The sequence below is a fragment of the Bacteroides ndongoniae genome (assembly GCF_900108345.1).
Classification (GTDB): domain Bacteria; phylum Bacteroidota; class Bacteroidia; order Bacteroidales; family Bacteroidaceae; genus Bacteroides; species Bacteroides ndongoniae.
The window spans coordinates 314112-333016 of the sequence record NZ_FNVV01000013.1 but is presented as its reverse complement, the minus strand read 5'-3'; the positions used below and the strand labels follow the sequence as shown (position 1 = coordinate 333016).

Sequence of the window (18905 nt, the reverse complement as noted above, 5' to 3'; positions counted from 1 at the left end):
ATATGAGGATGTACCACTGTGATACATCCCCATTGATTAAATTAAGATCTTATTGAGGATTATAACTCATCTTATACATTCTAATGACAGACTCATTTGTATCAAATCCAACCGTTGCAGCTGCGATATATACATCATATCCAGAAGAGGTAGATTTTGAATATACAGCGACATCTCCCCACACATTATAATTTGTAGGAGCTATTTCTTCTCCTGAGAACAAATTAAACTTGTCATATCCATTCTCACCAGGTTTCAATTCCATCATTGAACGATCTGTTATTTCAAATACCTGCACCTTAGAATTTCCCCAAGCAGAGTAGTTTTGTTCATTCAATACCAAGAACTGATCTTGCTCTACATTGAATACTTTAAAATCAAGGATCTTATAAGCATGGTTCGACGGTTCCAATTCAACAACTTCCATAGCGGTAGAGAAAATATTAAAACGACTGCCTTGCTTTACTGATGAATTCTCATTCTCAGCATCATCTGCTGAAGGACGATAATAAGAAATATAATGTTCTGAAGAATCATCTAAAGTAGCACGTTGAATTTGAGCGCGAGACCAATTTCCTTTCGCAGCACCATAACGTAGTTTATTAGGCTGATTTGCAGGAGTAAGCAACGTACCATCTTGTAATTCCCAGTAATAAATATACATATCATCAGGAGCCATTCCATAAATAAATGCCCTTCCTTTTGTCACATCTCCAATAACACTCATCTCATATCCCATATCAGCTGGACAACCATCAGCATCTGTATAATCAAGCAAAAGTTTATGCTCGTTTTCTGTTTCAGAATAATAATAGACCATGAAACCTGCACCATAAATATTCTCACGTGCCGTAACAAAATGTCCTGCCGCATCTACATCAATCTTCATCATAAAAGTCCTTGCAGCATCAATTTTCTTGATAAATTCGCCACTATCCTTATCGAACAAATATATAGGTCCATCATATTCTTGCACAGCCAAATACTTCTCATTCATCGCAACACCTGTATTATTACGAGTAGCAAGCCCTAAATCCAAGCATGACTTCTTCCACAAATTAATAAATCTAGTTTTAGGATACACAGGTTCAACACGAATTGTATTATGATGTAGTGTACCATTTACATCTATAACCGTTATTTTACGAGGCTCTGTAAAGTCCAGTTCTCCACCTAAAGGAGGATCAACATAACAATTATGTTCCACGCTAACTGTACAAATAAGTCGGGTCAGATCCAGAGGAGCTTCATCACTGGTTGGAACTTTGACAACAATTTCTTCTCCTTCATTATATGGACCTTTTTTTTCAGCATTATATTCTATTGCATTTCCTGGTATACGAATAGTAACATTCAACAGACCATTAACCTGATCATTCCTTCCTTCTGATAAATCCGGAGACTCACAAGAAGCCAAAGGAAGAATAAATACACAAACAATTATTATTGCTATTTCACTAAAGATCTTCATACGCTATATTTTTTATTTCCATTCATCAAACTGTTCACATAATATATTTTGCTGTATTTCTGAAAGTGGAATAGGAAAACGATTATATTTTTCAAGATAGACACGCGTTTGCCCTGCATCACAATCAACAATTTCATATTCAAACCCATCTGAAACTTGAACAGGTTTTACTCCTTTCATATGGGTTCCATTCAATAATGTCGTTCCCAACCCCCAACGGCGGATGTCCCAAAAACGATGACCTTCGAAAGCCAGTTCAATCATTCTTTCACGACGTAACAATCTCATAAATTCAGTCTTAGTCGTAGCATGCACCTCAGGCATATCAACACGTGCACGAACTTCGTTTAACGCCTTTAATGCTTCATCCAGATTATTCTGTTGAGCCATAGCTTCGGCATAAATCAATAACACCTCGGCATAACGCATATAATAAAAAGTCAAATCAGTAGAACGCATTCCATCCTTAGGCAGTGTTTCATCAAACAGTTTACGCATATAATAGCCCGTACAAGTAGTACCACCTCCCATTGCATAACCATCTTTACTCCCTTCATAAGTATACAGTGTCTCACCCTTCCACTGGCATCCATTATATAGTATAGAAGCATAAAAACGAGGATCGCGTCCTTTATACGGATCTGCTACCATCTCTGGATCACTCCAATCGAAATCACGCCCATCAACCAACTGATATGCAGAAACCAAATCTTCTGTAGGACTCACCTCTGCATAGCCTCCATCGCTGGGAGGACAATAAAAATAATCAAATGAATAGTCCATTTTATTATCATAAGAATAACCAAATTCAATAATACTCTCTGAATTTGACAGAGGAGAACTTCTTCTATTCATAAACAATTCACCGTACCCTTTATCTTCTCTAAGAGGATTCTTATATAAAGTGTATCCCAATTTTTTTACTTCCAACGCTGCATCTGAGGCTTCTTTCCAGCGTTCTGCATAAAGCATCGCACGCGCTTTCATTCCATAAGCAGCACCTTTTGTCAACCTTCCGGAAGGAACTTTATCCGCATCTGGTAAATAAAGAGCAGCAAAATCCAAATCTTCTGCAATAAAATCCCAACATTCCTCTGGAGTACAACGCGCATGTTCTTTCTGTCCCAATTCCGGCAACTCTTTATAAAGGATAAAACTGGCTCCGTAGCGCTTAGCCAAATCAAAATTAGCTAAAGCACGAAAAAAACGTACTTCCGCCTCAGCCTCTAATGCAACAGATTCTGAAAAATTGTCCTTATGCTCGGCTAAATCACGCAGAAAACGACAACATGATAACTGCCAAGTATGTCGATTCTCCCACAAATCAAAACGATTAGACGCAGGAGTAATAGGAACAGAGCCAAAAACAAAAAGGTTTTCTTCATCCCTAGGACCATTCATTTTCAGAATGTCTGTACAAGCATCATTGCTAATTGCATCACCATAATATCCCCCAATAAGAGAATAAAATCCATTCAAATTTAACCTTAAATTATCTTCATTAGACCAAGCGATATCTTCCGGATAACTATCCGTCAACACCGGATCTATATTACAACTCACCACTGACAGACTTGTTGAGAAGACAAATATTTTAAAGAATCTATAAAAGTATTTCATTGCAATAGTATTTTAGAAAGAAAGATTTAAACCAAATTCATAAGTTCTCTGCTGCGGATAATAACCTTGATTGACACTTGGCATTTCCGGGTCTAGATGCTTCAAATGGGACAATGTAAACAAGTTTCCACCCGCAAAATATATACGAACTTTCTTCAAACCCGCAGTTTCAGCCCACCTACTGGGGATAGTATAACCTAATTGAAGACTTTTCAAACGTACATATGCACCGTTTTCAACCCACCAAGACGACATTTTACCACCATTATCCCGAGAAACGATACCTAAACGAGGATATTCCGCATCCGTATGATCAGGTCTCCAAGCACCTTCCACCAAATAATAGGGTGAATTCCCATCACAATAAAAAGGTTTAGTATAAAAAGTATTATCATAGCCAACACCAGAATATATTCCGCACAAGTTTACATCGAACAAGGCCGCACCCTGGAGCAACATAGAGAAGTCTATTCCTTTCCAATCAGCAGCAATATTTAAACCGTACATCATTTCCGGTGTACTGCTACGGCCTATGGGAACCATATCCTGATCCATCGTAATTTTCCCATCACCATTTATATCCTTCAATTTTATATCTCCCGGTAAAGTCGGACCATAAATTGCACTTTGAGCTATTTCCTCTTCTGACTGAAACAATCCTTCTGCTACAAATCCCCAATACTCACCCATAGGACGTCCCGTACTACGACGATAATTAGGGACATTAGGATCCTCTGTCATTTTCAATATTTTATTCCGTGCCCACGAAATATTTCCCCTAACACTATAATTAAAGTCCTTAATGCGATTACGATGTGTCAATACCAATTCAAAACCACGGTTATCATGCGAACCATAATTTATATATGCAGGATAATAATTTCCTAAAGAAGGAGGGAAACTTCCTGATTGTGATTCGAGCGAACGTGTTGTTTTCATATAAAAGACATCCAGTTCAACACCCAAAAGTCCATTCAACATACTTGATTCAATACCCACATTATATGTATCTGTCAATTCCCATTTTAACAAAGGATTAACAGGACGACTTGTACCTAAATATTTTTGAGGTTCTGAGCCAAATATTACTATGGGATCAGCAGACAAAGTTGCCGTAGAAAAATAGGTCATTGTATTACTAATGGCCCGATCACTTCCTAAACGTCCAATAGAAGCACGCAGCTTCAGATTCTCAACGAAAGGAACAGATTCTCTGAAAAAATCTTCCTGAGAAATTCTCCAACCAACAGAAATACCGGGAAATACTCCCCACCTATATTTTTTCGGCAAAGCTGTAGAAGCATCTATTCGGCTTGTTATCTCCAACAAATATTTGTCATCATATGCATAGTTAAGACGCATTACATAACCAGCCCTTTTATCCAATCCGTGCCCGCCTTTAACCAAATTTTCATTTACTGTCAAACCATAACTCATATCCATAATATCTGTAATAGGAAAATCTTCCCTTCCCGCCGAAAGACTTGATTCATCAGCTCTTGAAAATTCATACAAGAACAGTCCCGAAACAGCATGTTTACCAAATTTATTCGAATATTCAACTGCTGGTTGAATTGTATAACCTTGATTATCCGTAAACCATTGATTTAACTGTACCTTATTAGCAACACGTCCATTCTGAACATCCCAAGAACGAGTAGACTGATTCCAACATGCTAAATCATACGTCAATAGATATTTTTTCTGCATTGTATAATTTTTCACATACGATGCATTCAATTTTAAACTTAATCCTTTGACAAACGGCAATTTATAACGCATGGATACATTACCTTGAAAATAGGTCTTTTTAATATTATTTTTTCCAGAAAGGTCTCGTGCTGCAATCGGATTATTATTGCCATTACCATCTAAATTGATACTACCTACTGGCATACCACTTGCTGTATAAGGTTGCAAATAAGGATAAGACAACATTGCTTGCTGAAAAATAGAAGCATATGATCCTACACCTGCAGAAGCTCCCGGCTCATTTTCATTCGACACATAACCTGACAAATCAAACGATAAATCAAAATTATCCGTCACCTTAGCGTCCATATTAGAACGAAAATTATATTTATCATAAGAAGTTCTATCTATAATACCCTGCTGATTATATGCCCCCACCGAAGCAAAGAATTTTAGTTTCTCTGTACCTCCCGAAATAGAAACATTATTTGTATAAGTAGGAGCAATATCTTTAAATAATAAATCGAACCAGTCCGTATTTCCATAAACACTTTCTTCCGGACCAGGATTATTTATACGGTCAATTTCACCAGCTGTAAAGCGCAAATTCTCTTCAGCTACCCCATCCATACGTTGAGCCATATTATACCAATATGCATAATCTGAACCGTTCAGAAATTTAGGGAAATTAGTATTTTGGCTTAATGTAACAGCCGAATTAACCGTTACTGTAGGTTTCTGTATTTCTCCACGCTTTGTCGTAACCAATATTACACCTGCTGCTGCACGTACCCCATAAACCGCTGCTGCAGTTGCATCTTTCAATATTGTAATGGACTCTACTTCATCTTGCGTAAAAGATGGGAAATAATCAGTTACAACACCATCTATGACAATAAGAGGACTACCATCGCCTGCGCCATTTCCACGAATATACAAACTAGAACCATCATGACCAGGTTGACCACTACTTTGTTTTGTTATCAAACCAGGAAGACGACCTGCCAACATTGAAGACAAATTTCCACTTGGTGCCATCTTTAGTTCTTTATTATCAACCTGAGCAATAGCACCAGTCACATTTATTTTCTTCTGCGTACCATATCCTACAACCACCACTTCATCCAATAATTCAGAATCTTCCTTCATTACCACTTTCAGAATCCTCTCACCATTCAGAGATACCTTCCGCGTTGTGTATCCGATGTAAGAGAATGTCAGGTTAGCTTTAGCATGAGGCACCATAATAACAAAATGTCCATCTGCATTTGTCACAGTACCAACCTTACGATCTTCCGTAAAAACAGAAACTCCAATTAAAGGATTATCTGCTTCATCAAAAACATTTCCTTCCACTCTAATCTGAGCAATAGCCTTTATACTCATAAGAGCAGATAAAAAGAGCAGTAAAATAAAACATCTGTTTTTCATTATCATTCAAATTTAAAGTTAAAACTATACCATTCCATTCTTATTCTGAGAACCTATTTCTTCCAGCACCTTCCAACACTGATAAAGTCCACGAGGTACATGAAAACATCCTTTCCATTTACCACCTTTCAGAGGAAGAAGTACCTCACCACGACGGTTCAGATAACCATACCACTCAGGATATTTTTCATCTCTAAAGTGCGACCACACATAATCGTGCACTTCCTCAAACCACTCCAAACATTGCTTGTCTCCTGTCAGATAATAACCCTTCAAAAGCGAAATCAAAGTCTCAATATGTACCCACCACAGTTTTTGATCCCATTCAAGCTGCTGAGGAGGATTACCCAAACGATCCATAAAATAAAAGATTCCACCATATTGTTTATCCCACCCATAATTGAGCATGGTCAAAGTGATGTTTTTAGCCTTCTCAATCAGTTCCGGGCGTCCAAGACGTCTGCCCAAATCCATAATGAACCACATGGCTTCAATAGCATGACCGGGGGTTACCTGTCTACCTTCGAAAGAATCAGACAGAGAACCGTCAGATAAAACATTTTCTACGATTATTCCTCCTAGTTCAGGACGATAGAAAACATCCATTACTTCGTGAATACAAGTATCCATCGTCTTCACTAAAAACTCTTCGTCAAGCAAATGCTCTATTTCCAATGCGAGATTACAAAGAATCATAGGTAATGCAAATCCTTTCAGATTGCGGGTGCCTGGATGCAGCTTGTTCCACTTTCCTTTCGGATTGTCCACCTTTGAAAGAATAATATCAAACGTCTTCTTGGCAATCTCTGCATACTCCTGTTTTCCGGTAGCCAAACTCAACTGTCCAAATGCCATCGTAGCAAACGTATAAGAGAAGATGTTGTAAGGTTCTACTAAAGGATGCCCCTCACGATCGAGAGAGAAATACCAATTATAGTTTCCGTCATGCCCATACTTCTTCAGGAATTCACCACCTTGAACGGCACAATCCAGCCACTCTTGCTTTTGTTCCACTTTATTGTAAAGCATGGAGAACATCCACACTTCACGCCCCTGCAACCAAATAAACTTATCTGTATCAAACACATCACCATTACGCTTCAGACAAGTGAAATATCCTCCAAATTCACGATCCTGCGAATGATCCAACCAAAAAGGAAGAACCTTATCTAAAAGTTCATCTCTGTACTGATTTGCCAGTCTTTCAAAATCCATCATTTTTTCCGTTTTTAAATTAGATAGTCAAGAGCCTCTATCAAACTAATATTCGTTAATCTCTTCATATTTTTTATTATTCATCTACTGTATAAGTAATCACATCCCTTATCCAAATATCAGCACCTTTTATCGGATTCATCCATTTACACGTTATTTTATAGTTTCCATAAGGTTGTGTATAATTAAAAAACAATTCATGTTTACGATGATTATATTTCGATGGGAGCAAACATCTTTCCACCAATTTTGCATTAAAATATATATCCAACTCAGCGACATAATTTTCAGGAATATTCTCACCTTTAAGTTCGCCACGAATAACAGCGCCAACACCATTAAATTCAACCGACCGAAAATCCTTCACCCAATTTTCTACAATAAATTTCCGATCCAATTTCAAGCCTTCAAAAGAAACTTCTAACGGTACTGGTTGGGGAGATTGATACGCTATTTTGACATTGCCACCATCTACTTTTCCTCCTTCTCTTTCTACCATCTGCAAAGCATGATTAAAACTTAATTCACAACCTTTTTTAAAACTTACTGTATTGTTAAAAGGGAGATCCTCTACCACAGACAACTCCTGTTTATATTTCTCCGGAAGATGATCATAACCTATCATTGCCCCCAATATTCCTCCGGAAGAAGCAGGATTACAATCTGAATCTTGTCCTGCTCGTGTAGATATATCAATCGTTCTTTCAAAATCACCTTTTCCATAAAGTAAGCCCAAAACAATATATGCACCATTGACATAAGTTTCAATGTTAAACGGCATTTCTACTCCATCAGGACAGGCAATATCATTGTCACCCCATTTCTTCTCAATTCTCTCCCAACATTCTTTCCAATTATCTGGATACAGTTTACTCCATCTAATCACATCTGACATACATTCATAAAAACGGCTTCTTTCAGGAACGACTTTCAATGCTTCTGTCACAACATACTCAACATCATCACTTACATATGCCAAAGAATACATAGCCGCGACATATACTCCTCCATACCATCCATCTCCATAAGCCATAATATGCCCTACACGATCACAAATTTCTGTAGCACTATTCACCATACCAGGCGACATAATTCCTGCAAAATCCGCTTCTATTTGAAAATCCAGGCAATTTGCATGAGGATTATTATGCCAATGCCCACATTTCGAAGGTTCTATCCCCCTTAAAAGATTGTAACGAGCCATCTGATTAGCATGACACAAAGGATAGTCCTTGCCCAAGAACGCTACAGCAAATGAGTCGGTCGGTGCATCCAAACCACATTTTTCAATAGTTTCCACAAAAGTCAAATCAACGTAAATATCATCATACAATCCTCCACCAGCATCATACCACTTCTTAATTTCGCCAGATCCCCAAGGAATTCTGACCGAATCAGGAATCATCTGTGACAAATACTTAAACTCTGTTGGTCCACCATATGTACAGCCTATTATCTGTCCAGCCCAAGCGCCTTTCACTTTATCAAATAATATGTCTTTTGATAAAGTAACGTTCATCATTCCATTCTGATTAGCATTACAAGAGCATAAAGTTGCTATCATGCAACCAATTAGCAAACAATTCTTAATCTTCATTTTATATTTTATAATTTAAGGTCATTCTTCATTTTTTCATCCAATAACGCTCAATTTCTTCCAGCGATTTACCTGTTGTTTCAGGAACTAATTTCCAAACTATCAATATATATGGAACACACATAAATGCGAATAATAAGAAAGTGCCAGCAGGAGTCAGATTTTGTAACATCCAAGGAGTAAGCTGACCCACCAAATACGTACCTACCCAAAGAGCAAAACCTGCAATAGACATAGCTATACCACGGATACGAGTAGGATACATCTCGGACAACAGTACAAAAATGACGGCCGAAATGGAAATAGCACAGCAAAACACATAAAACAGAAAGAAAAACAACAAAAAGCTGTTAGATAAGCCTAATACTTCTGAAAAACGAAAATAGAAACCAATCAACAGTAATGACAACACCATACCCGAAACCCCATAATAAACAAGTTTCTTACGACCGACGCGGTCAATAATAAAGACTGCAATCACAGTTGTCACTGCATTAACGATACCTACCAATACCTGACTAAACAAAGCATCACCGCCAGACAGACCCGCTTCTTCAAAAATGGAAGGACCGTAATAAAGTACAGCATTCACACCCATGAACTGTCCCAAAATAGCAATAGCCGCACCAATCAATACCGCCTTCAGGATGCCGGGTTGCAACAAGAATTTCCAATCGGATTTGCTTTCAGATTGAACCACAGACTTTGTCTCGCTAAGCTGCACAACTGCATCCCGAGATAAAAGATATATCTTGCGAAAAACACCAAGCGCCTTGTCGTCACGACACTTGAGCACAAGCCAGCGGGGACTTTCGGGAATAAACAACACCACAAGGAAGAACAACAACGAAGGAACACAAGAAAAGCCCAACATACCCCGCCAAACTTCGGACACCAAAATTGTATTCATCCAACCACTACCAAGCGAAGCACCACTCTGTGAGAAATGCAGGAGTTGATAATTGGCCAAATAAGCACCAAGAAAACCCAAAGTTACCGCCAATTGATAAAGTGACACCAATCGCCCCCGATAACGCGCAATAGAAACCTCGGATATATAGAGTGGTGACACAATAGACACTACTCCGATTCCTACCCCACCCAACACACGAGCTACCACCAATTGATCGAATCCGCCGGCAAATGCACATCCTATGCCTGACACCGAAAAGAACAAAGCAGCTATCAGCATCGTAATCTTACGTCCATAACGGTCGCTCAATTTGCCGGCAAACAACACCCCGATGATAGAACCTACCAAAGCACAACCGACAAACCATCCCGTCTGAATCTGGTCAAGCCTAAATTGCGTCGTCACCAGCGATATGGTGCCCGAAATAACCGCCGCATCATATCCGAACAAGAATCCTCCCAAAGCCGCTACGACAGAAAGGAATACCAAATAAGAAAAATTTATATCTGTTTTCATACCTATTAAAGTTAATCTATAAGAAAATCAATGCATTATCTCTAACCATTCAAGAACTGATGAAACCGCTGGTTCCATACTTTGAAGCTATCGGTTTATCTCATCAATAACGGTCAAATTCTCTAACGGAGCAAATTAATCCATCTCGAAATATTCTTTGTATCTGTCATACAAATGTCCGGCCTGAATATAAGCCGACTGCGGACTCATGAAATGAGAAAACTCGAAAGTAATAGCCTTGTCATATCCGGCACGCTTGGCCGCTTCCAACTTCAAGCGGAGCTTATCAAACTTAATCGGCAGAAAATGGATAGGCATATCACGATCGAAAGTTTCTGCATTTGTCCAACACTTCATACTATATTTATCAGCCAACTTCTTATTTACTTCAAAAAATGCATCCAGTTCATCATAATCAATATGCCCATCCTGAAATGCACAAGCGTCAACAACATCATGAATACCATCGAATATCTCATTCCATTCTTGTTCATGCTGTCGTACAGATACCGTTTCCTTTTTGGTCAACTTACTTGTTCCCATAATAGCCTTCTTACCATCAATCCAAGGCGAAATAAAAGTCGGCAAGCCACCTGAGACATCCTTACACTGTTTGCCTAAAGCATGAAAAGCCGTAATAGCTCCTTTTGTAGCCCGACTGATTTCACCACTGATATACCATCCTCCAAAACTATCGAAACGACTACCATACTCCTCCCACACTTCATCTATCACATACTTGTTATCCTCTATCTCACAACTCAAGTCGCCAGTATCCCAATAACGCCCAGAATCGTACAAACCGAAATAGAACTTCATGCCATACTTCTCCGCCAACTTCAAATACATTTCAAGTAAATCAACCGAAGGCATATAGCAACCCTTACCAAGCAAATACTTCGACGGATAAGTAACAAACTTTCGATAACCAGAACGGATCATAATAACAGTATCTATACCAATAGATTTCATATAACGGAAATCAAGTTCCCATTCTTTTGGTCCCCAATTCTGATGAGGAATATCATGTGAAATCTCATCCAAAAAAGTCCCTGTTATTTTCAATCCTCCACACTTAGGTACAATCAATTGAGAATTGCCAGCCGACCCCTGTAAAAGCTGTTGCCCTTCTCTTTCAGATAATGACGCATACGATAAAGATGGAGCCGCCAGTAACGACACACCCGCAAAAACTGATTTTTTTATGAACTCTCTTCTACTACTCGCTTCCATCTGCATTAGATTATTAGTATTTTATTATATAACGCCGCAAATATACTAATCATTTTAATTATATCCAATAAATTAATAAAATATTTTATTATATATCGGCAAGATAATTAAATATATCACATAAATGAAATTATTATGTTATTAATTAATGAATAATTAATGAAATATTTTATTATCTTTGTGCATACTAATAAGAAATGATAATATGGCACAAGCATTACTCAAAGAAATAGAGATAGGGAGCAAAAATGCCCTATTAAAAAAGAGAATAATTACACATTATATATATAATGGAAGTTCTACTATTACAGATCTCTCTAAAGAACTCGATTTGAGCGTGCCGACCGTAACCAAATTCATAACAGAGATGTGTGAAGAAGGATACATCAATGATTATGGTAAATTGGAAACCAGTGGTGGAAGGCATCCCAGCCTCTATGGGCTCAACCCCGAATCCGGCTATTTTATTGGAGTAGACATCAAAAAGTTTGCTATCAATATAGCCTTAATCAATTTTAAAGGTGATATGCTGGAGCTGAAAATGAATATTCCCTACAAATTTAATAACACTCCGGAAGCATTAGAAGAACTATGTAAACTTGTCAAAAATTTCATTAGGAAAGCAGAGATCAATGCAGAGAAAATCATGAATATCTGCATTAATATTTCCGGACGGGTCAATCCTGAATCAGGTTACAGTTTCAGTATGTTCAATTTCTCGGAGAAGCCACTAGCTGAAGTACTGACAGAAAAGATTGGCAAACCAGTCTGTATCGACAACGATACACGAGCTATGACCTACGGAGAATATATGAAAGGATGTGTAACAGGAGAAAAAAATATCATCTTTATCAATATTAGTTGGGGACTTGGCATAGGTATTATCATTGACGGAAAGATATATACCGGAAAGTCCGGATTCTCTGGCGAATTCGGACATGTCAATGCTTTCGACAACGAAATCATCTGCCATTGCGGGAAAAAAGGCTGCTTAGAAACAGAAGCTTCCGGTAATGCACTACATCGCATTTTCCTAGAAAGAGTAAGCAGAGGCGAAACATCTATTTTATCCAACAGATTAAAAGATAAAGGTAACCCACTCACTTTAGACGATTTGATAGTAGCAGTCAACAAAGAAGATCCCCTGTGCATCGAAATAGTGGAAGAAATAGGCCAAAAACTAGGTAAACAAATAGCTGGCCTGATAAATATCTTCAATCCAGAACTAGTCATCATAGGAGGAACGCTTTCGTTAACAGGAGACTACATTGCACAACCAATAAAAACAGCCGTACGAAAATATTCACTAAACTTAGTAAACAAAGATTCCATAATACTGACTTCCAAGCTAAAAGACAAGGCCGGAATTGTGGGAGCCTGTATGTTGGCTCGAAGTCGTATGTTTGAAGGTTAATATCTATCCTAAAAAGAACTTACCAGATATTCTTCCTTTTCCGCATCTCCTCCCGCACCAGTTCCGCCTCCGTAGGCGACAGTTTGGGCAGCTTTACCGTCTGCGGACTCTCCTGCTGGTAAGCTTTCACTTCGTCGATAAGCAGTTGCCAGTCGTACAGGAATTCTTCCGAACAGCCATGACGGCGGTATATCTCTTTGGCTGCCTCCAGAATCTCGGGAGCGCAACTGTCATCCCCTTGGAAAACCACTGCGGGGATGTCGTGATGTATGCAGTCTCTTAGTAAACGTACTTGATCTTTCATTGCAGAATTCTTTTCTATTTTCAGTATTGCAACTTTCACCAATTTAACCCTTTGGCAAGGGGAATACAAAGATAAAGGGTATTTTCCAAAAGGTATTGCATAATAGCCGAAAAATCCGTATATTTGAGGAAACGAAGCAACGGTTATGGCTAACCCGAACATTCCGGGCATTCCCCGGACCGAACAAGACCTGCTGTATCAGAAACTAAGCGTTTACAACAGCGGAAGAACTTCTTACAAAGAAGTAGGAGCCTATCTTGTGGCATTGCCCCGTTACGAACACCCTGCATACTCACTGTGGATTTATTCGCCACTTCCCGAGCATCAATCCATCTTCTACATCTGCGACCTCTCCGAAGATGTGCACGATTCGCTGCGTATAGCCAGTACGCTCTGTTTCTATTCCCAGCGACCGCTCTACGTTGTAGAATACAATGCCAAAAGGATGCAAAGCAAAGGCGACGACCTTGTCTTTTTCGGAAAATATCGGGGACACTTTCTGCACGAGGTACTACGCATCGACCCGGCTTACCTGTCGTGGATTGCTTTCAAGTTCGAACCACGCATCCCCAAGCAGGAACGCTTTGTACAGATAGCCCGCATATATCATTCGGTCCACCTCGATGTGCAACGGCGAAAAAGCCAGCAACAAAGCAGAAGCAGTTTTCTAGGAAAAGAAGGGGACAAAGTAGAAAATCTGAAACTGACTGTCCAGAGTGTACACATCGAAGACAATCCCTACAAGACGCAAGTCATAAAGGGCATTCCACACTTCTACGTCAGACAAATGCTAAAGCTGAAAGATGCTGCCGGCAACCTCGTTACCCTGCGTATCAATGCACGGACAGCCAGTACACAGTCGTGTCTGCTCCCTGCCCTGGAACACGCCTATCAGCCGGGCGAAACAGTAGAAATCGCCTCGGCACGGATAGCCCGTACTTACCTGATAGGGAACATAAAATGTACGAGGCTCAATTATGTAAAGCTGCGATAGAAGCTTGCAGATGCTTTCACACTTTCTCAATCAGCACCGTAGCATAAGCCGAGATGCCTTCTTCACGCCCGGTGAAACCAAGTTTTTCTGTGGTTGTAGCCTTGATAGATACATCATCTTCATCTACCCCCATCACCGATGCAAGCGTACGCTGCATCTCGGGAATATGTGCCTTTAACTTAGGCCGTTCGGCGCAAACCGTAGCATCAATGTTACCGACAGTATAGCCTTTGGTAGCAATCAGTTCAACGGTTTTCTTCAAAAGGATTTTGCTGTCGATACCCGCAAACTCGCCTGCTGTATCAGGGAAATGATAACCGATATCACGCATATTGGCCGCCCCCAACAAGGCATCACAAATGGCATGAATCAGCACATCGGCATCGCTATGTCCCAGCAGCCCTTTCTCATGTTCCAGCCGGATGCCTCCCAGCCAAAGCTCGCGTCCCTCGACCAGCCGATGGACATCGAAACCAAAACCTACACGTATCTTCATAAGCTTTCTTATAAAACAATATAAACTACAACTGTTCTTCCTGCCACTTTCACAGTTATCGGATGTAGAAATCAAGCAGTTTTTCTTCGCCCAGATATCCTTGCAAATGTTGTCCGATGCTTACCGGTCCCACTCCCGCAGGCGTACCCGTAAAGAGCAGATCACCAATTTTAAGCGTCATGAAACGACTGACATAAGCAATAATATCGTCCACGCGGAATAACATATCGGCCGTATTTCCACGCTGTACCTCCTTGCCATCTATATCAAGATGAAAGTCCAGATTCTGCACATCCCCACCTGCCTGCTCCAAGGAGATAAAGTCGCCTATTGCAGCCGAATTATCAAATCCCTTACACAGTTCCCAAGGATTGCCCGCCTCACGGAACTTACGCTGAAGGTCGCGGGCCGTAAAATCGATACCGACCGTCACTGCGTCGTAATAACGACGGGCAAAACGTGGAGCAATATGCTTGCCCAATCGGCAGATACGTACTACAACTTCCGTTTCATAATGCACCTCGTTCGAAAAGTCAGGCAAAAAGAAAGGCTTGCCGTCCTTCAGTATCGCCGAATCAGGTTTCAGGAAGATAACCGGCTCATTATTCACAGCCGTATGTCCCAATTCCTCGTTATGACGGGCATAATTCATGCCCACAGCCAAAATCTTCATGACTAAATATGTTCAAAATTCAATCGGTTAAACATTACCGCCAGATGGGCGTACAGTGAAGTATTCTGCACCACAATATGCTCGGGCACCCGGATACGGAACGGAGTAAAGTTCCACACAGCCTTGATGCCTCCCTCCACCATTTTGTCGGTAATCTGTTGAGCTATCTCAATGGGAACAGTCAGCACACCGATATTGACATCGTACTCCGACATCTTCTGTTCAAACTCATCGGTATGATAAATAGGGATACCGTTCAGCTGTGTTCCTACCAGATCAGGATTCACATCGAATGCCGCCACAATCTCCAATCCGAAATGGTTCAAACCGGAATCGTGCAGCAAGGCTCCACCCAAGCTGCCTACACCAAACAGAAAAGCCTTATGCAAATTGGTAAAACCCAGAAAATCTTCTAATACAGCAATCAAAGTATCAATATCGTAGCCTACCCGTGTGCGGCCAGAGATATTGACATACGACAAGTCCTTGGCTATCTGAGATGCATCGATATTGATTTCTTTGGATATTTGCGTAGAAGAAACAAAACGTTCTCCTTTCTTTTTCAACAGCTTGACATTAGAAAGATACCACGGGAGACGGCGCAAGGTTGGCTCCGGCACTTTCATGCTATTCTTATGTTGAATTGCCCGGTTCGTGGTCATTCTCTTCAATTATTTAGGTTACAATAGACAAAAGTAGTCTTTTTTCTGTAAACGCTTGGCGATAGTTAACATAATTTCTACAAAACTTTTGACTGCATTGCAAGACTCCATGCAAAACATTATTTTTGCCTGTCGAAATCAAGGAACAGACATATACATATCCTATATATCAAGCATATTATGAAAAAGAATGACTGGAAAGAACGACTCAATGTAGTATACTCCACCAACCCCGACTTCCAATACGAAATGGAAGAAAACATCGAAGCACCTACCTTGCCACCCGCACAACAACGCCTGCGCGTGCAACTGGACCGCAAGAACCGGGGAGGAAAAGTGGTGACCCTGATAACTGGATTTACCGGTACAGAAGACGACCTAAAAGAACTGGGACGGATGCTGAAAAGCAAATGCGGTGTAGGAGGTAGTGCCAAAGACGGCGAAATCATAGTACAAGGTGATTTCAAACAGAAGATCATCGAACTGCTGAAAAAGGAAGGATATACCCAGACAAAGCCAGTAGGATAAAAAAGAGCGGCAACTACAGAATAAACCGTAGTTGCCGCCTTCATAAATATATTAAAGGAAATAATTATTCAGCACGCAAAGTGAAACGCTTGAAGTCGATAACCTTCAGTTCAGGATCAGCTTCTTTCAACACTTCTCTTACTGTCTTCTTAGGATCCATTACATCCTCCTGGTTCAACAGACAAACTTCCTTCAGGAACTTGCCCAGACGACCTTTAGCGATGTTCTGAATCATCTGCTCGGGCAGGTTAGCAGCCTTCTCAGCAGATACAGTAGCGATGATTTCCTTTGCCTTAGCAACATCTTCTGCTGTAATCCAGCCCTTAGACATGTTGCTTTCCATGTGATCTTCGCTATCTACGTGAGCAGGATTGATACCGGCTTTCTTCAGAGCTGCTTCAACAGCCTTCTGTACTTGCTCAGCCTTTGTCTTCTCAATAGCCACTTCGATTTCTTTCTGCTTGATTTCTTCAGATACGCCGTCTTCGTCGATCGCAATCGGGTTCATAGCTGCAATCTGCATGGCAACCTGCTTACCCAGTTGTTCGTCTACTTTCTTATTGAAAGCAACGATAGTGCAAAGACCGTTCTTATTCATGTGGTTGTAAACAACAGTATCAGCACCTTCTACTGTCATGTAACCGTCAAGTTCCATCTTCTCGCCTGTGATACCACTGCGGTCTGTTACAGCTTGAGCTACAGTTACGTCACCCAGTTGCAGAGCTTTTACTTCGTCCAAAGTCTTGCACTTGTTGGCAACAGCAAGATCCAGAATATCCTGAGTCAGTTTAACGAAGTCAGCATTCTGTGCCACGAAGTCAGTCTCGCATTTCAAAGCGATAACTACAGCAAAGTCGCCAGTAGTCTTAGCCAAAACGCAACCTTCTGAAGCTTCACGATCGGAACGTTTAGCAGCTACAGCTTGACCCTTTTCGCGAATAATCTTCATAGCCTTGTCGAAATCGCCTTCAGCGTCATTCAAGGCATTCTTGCAGTCCATCATACCAGCACCGGTCATTTTACGGAGCTTGGTTATATCAGCCATTGTTACAGCCATAATTTCTTCTATCTATTTAAAAGTTAATAATACTCTGTGTTATAAAGCAATTGAGAGCTGAGAACAGAGAATTGAGAATTGCCGTTTAAAGTAACTCTCAACTTTCAATTCTCAACTCTCAAGTATATAATTTAAGCCTCTTCGTCTTCTTTCATGAAGGCAGCAGCCTTAGATGCGTTGATGGCATCTTCGTCAGACTTGTCAAGGCGAGCTTTAGTAGCTTTCTTCTTGCCTTTGTTGGCAGGAGCTTCACCAGCAGCTTCCATATCAACCTTCTCTGCCTTACGCTCTTCCAAACCTTCCTGCATAGCAGCGCAGCAAGCATCCAGAATAACTTCTACAGACTTGGTTGCATCGTCATTAGCCGGAATTACGAAGTCTACGTTAGTAGGATCAGAGTTCGTATCTACAATACCGAATACGGGAATACCCAAACGGTTTGCTTCGCGAACAGCGATGTTTTCCTTCATAACGTCAACTACGAACAATGCAGACGGCAGACGAGTCAAATCGGCGATAGAGCCTAATGTCTTGTCCAATTTGGCGCGTTGACGAGAGATCTGCAGGATTTCTCTCTTAGAGAGGTTAGCATAAGTACCATCGTTAGTCAATTTATCGATAGTAGCCATCTTCTTCACAGCCTTACGGATAGTCGGGAAGTTAGTCAACATACCACCCGGCCAACGCTCGATTACGTAGGGCATGTTTACAGATGCAGCCTTGTCGGCAACCACCTGCTTAGCTTGTTTTTTAGTAGCAACAAACAGAACTTTCTTACCAGACTTGGCGATTTGCTTCAAAGCTTCAGCAGCTTCGTCTACTTTAGCAACAGTCTTGTTAAGGTCAATGATATGAATACCATTGCGTTCCATGAAAATATAAGGAGCCATTGCAGGGTTCCACTTTCTCTTCAAGTGACCGAAGTGGCAACCGGCTTCCAATAATGTATCAAAATTTGTTCTTGACATCTTGTTTTAATCTTTAATTCGTTTACTTTCTTTTTTGTTTTTCTAAACCAACCGCCGGGTAGCCTGTTCAGTGCGAGCGAGAGTCCCGGTAGTTTAGATGCTAAACGTATCCAGTTGACGA

General features: G+C 40.4%; 16 protein-coding genes. 3 read left to right on the top strand and 13 right to left on the bottom strand.

Annotated features, from left to right (window positions below; all coding sequences use genetic code 11):
• Nucleotides 1-49 precede the first annotated feature (49 nt).
• From BQ5591_RS05650 to BQ5591_RS05620, 7 genes are all read right to left on the bottom strand, one after another.
• Nucleotides 50-1471 (bottom strand): DUF5018 domain-containing protein, encoded by a 1422-nt coding sequence (locus tag BQ5591_RS05650; protein ID WP_071148710.1) that lies wholly within the window; start codon nt 1469-1471, stop codon nt 50-52.
• A 12-nt stretch (nt 1472-1483) separates the two neighbouring features.
• On the bottom strand, nt 1484-3091 hold the full coding sequence (locus BQ5591_RS05645; RefSeq protein ID WP_071148709.1) for a RagB/SusD family nutrient uptake outer membrane protein: 1608 nt from the start codon (nt 3089-3091) through the stop codon (nt 1484-1486).
• Between the two features lie 12 nt (nt 3092-3103).
• Nucleotides 3104-6214, bottom strand: coding sequence for a SusC/RagA family TonB-linked outer membrane protein (locus tag BQ5591_RS05640; protein WP_071149349.1), 3111 nt, complete (start codon nt 6212-6214; stop codon nt 3104-3106).
• Nucleotides 6215-6238: 24 nt separating this feature from the next.
• Nucleotides 6239-7429 carry a n-acyl-d-glucosamine 2-epimerase gene (locus BQ5591_RS05635; RefSeq protein ID WP_071149348.1) on the bottom strand — a complete coding sequence of 397 codons (1191 nt, stop codon included), beginning with the start codon at nt 7427-7429 and terminating at the stop codon, nt 6239-6241.
• A 76-nt stretch (nt 7430-7505) separates the two neighbouring features.
• On the bottom strand, nt 7506-9026 hold the full coding sequence (locus tag BQ5591_RS05630; RefSeq protein ID WP_071148708.1) for an ADP-ribosylglycohydrolase family protein: 1521 nt from the start codon (nt 9024-9026) through the stop codon (nt 7506-7508).
• Between the two features lie 28 nt (nt 9027-9054).
• Complete coding sequence (locus tag BQ5591_RS05625) at nt 9055-10455, bottom strand: sugar porter family MFS transporter (protein ID WP_071148707.1); 1401 nt, start codon at nt 10453-10455, stop codon at nt 9055-9057.
• Nucleotides 10456-10590: 135 nt separating this feature from the next.
• Nucleotides 10591-11688 carry a DUF4434 domain-containing protein gene (locus BQ5591_RS05620; RefSeq protein WP_071149347.1) on the bottom strand — a complete coding sequence of 366 codons (1098 nt, stop codon included), beginning with the start codon at nt 11686-11688 and terminating at the stop codon, nt 10591-10593.
• Nucleotides 11689-11893: 205 nt separating this feature from the next.
• Between BQ5591_RS05620 and BQ5591_RS05615 the strand changes: the two genes are divergently transcribed.
• Complete coding sequence (locus tag BQ5591_RS05615) at nt 11894-13102, top strand: ROK family transcriptional regulator (protein ID WP_071148706.1); 1209 nt, start codon at nt 11894-11896, stop codon at nt 13100-13102.
• 19 nt (nt 13103-13121) lie between these two features.
• On the opposite strand, the gene BQ5591_RS05610 is transcribed toward BQ5591_RS05615, so the two are convergent.
• On the bottom strand, nt 13122-13406 hold the full coding sequence (locus BQ5591_RS05610; RefSeq protein WP_071148705.1) for a hypothetical protein: 285 nt from the start codon (nt 13404-13406) through the stop codon (nt 13122-13124).
• 145 nt (nt 13407-13551) lie between these two features.
• Here BQ5591_RS05610 and BQ5591_RS05605 point away from each other — a divergent pair, with 145 nt between their 5' ends.
• Nucleotides 13552-14400, top strand: a complete 849-nt coding sequence (locus BQ5591_RS05605; RefSeq protein ID WP_071148704.1) for an exodeoxyribonuclease X C-terminal domain-containing protein — start codon at nt 13552-13554, stop codon at nt 14398-14400.
• Between the two features lie 16 nt (nt 14401-14416).
• On the opposite strand, the gene ispF is transcribed toward BQ5591_RS05605, so the two are convergent.
• Genes ispF through BQ5591_RS05590 form a run of 3 tightly spaced genes read right to left on the bottom strand, consistent with a single transcriptional unit; the run spans nt 14417 to nt 16231 of the window.
• Nucleotides 14417-14896 (bottom strand): 2-C-methyl-D-erythritol 2,4-cyclodiphosphate synthase, encoded by a 480-nt coding sequence (gene ispF / locus BQ5591_RS05600; protein ID WP_022163347.1) that lies wholly within the window; start codon nt 14894-14896, stop codon nt 14417-14419.
• A 55-nt stretch (nt 14897-14951) separates the two neighbouring features.
• Nucleotides 14952-15569, bottom strand: coding sequence for a fumarylacetoacetate hydrolase family protein (locus BQ5591_RS05595; protein ID WP_071148703.1), 618 nt, complete (start codon nt 15567-15569; stop codon nt 14952-14954).
• Between the two features lie 2 nt (nt 15570-15571).
• Nucleotides 15572-16231: a redox-sensing transcriptional repressor Rex gene (locus BQ5591_RS05590; RefSeq protein ID WP_071149346.1), complete on the bottom strand. Its 660-nt coding sequence runs from the start codon at nt 16229-16231 to the stop codon at nt 15572-15574.
• A gap of 180 nt (nt 16232-16411) precedes the next feature.
• On the opposite strand from BQ5591_RS05590, the gene BQ5591_RS05585 reads away from it, so the two are divergent.
• Nucleotides 16412-16759 carry a translation initiation factor gene (locus BQ5591_RS05585; RefSeq protein ID WP_071148702.1) on the top strand — a complete coding sequence of 116 codons (348 nt, stop codon included), beginning with the start codon at nt 16412-16414 and terminating at the stop codon, nt 16757-16759.
• A 64-nt stretch (nt 16760-16823) separates the two neighbouring features.
• On the opposite strand, the gene tsf is transcribed toward BQ5591_RS05585, so the two are convergent.
• Both tsf and rpsB read right to left on the bottom strand, forming a co-directional pair.
• Nucleotides 16824-17816 (bottom strand): translation elongation factor Ts, encoded by a 993-nt coding sequence (tsf, locus tag BQ5591_RS05580; protein ID WP_022163351.1) that lies wholly within the window; start codon nt 17814-17816, stop codon nt 16824-16826.
• 131 nt (nt 17817-17947) lie between these two features.
• Nucleotides 17948-18784, bottom strand: coding sequence for a 30S ribosomal protein S2 (rpsB, locus tag BQ5591_RS05575; RefSeq protein WP_071148701.1), 837 nt, complete (start codon nt 18782-18784; stop codon nt 17948-17950).
• Nucleotides 18785-18905: the final 121 nt, after the last annotated feature.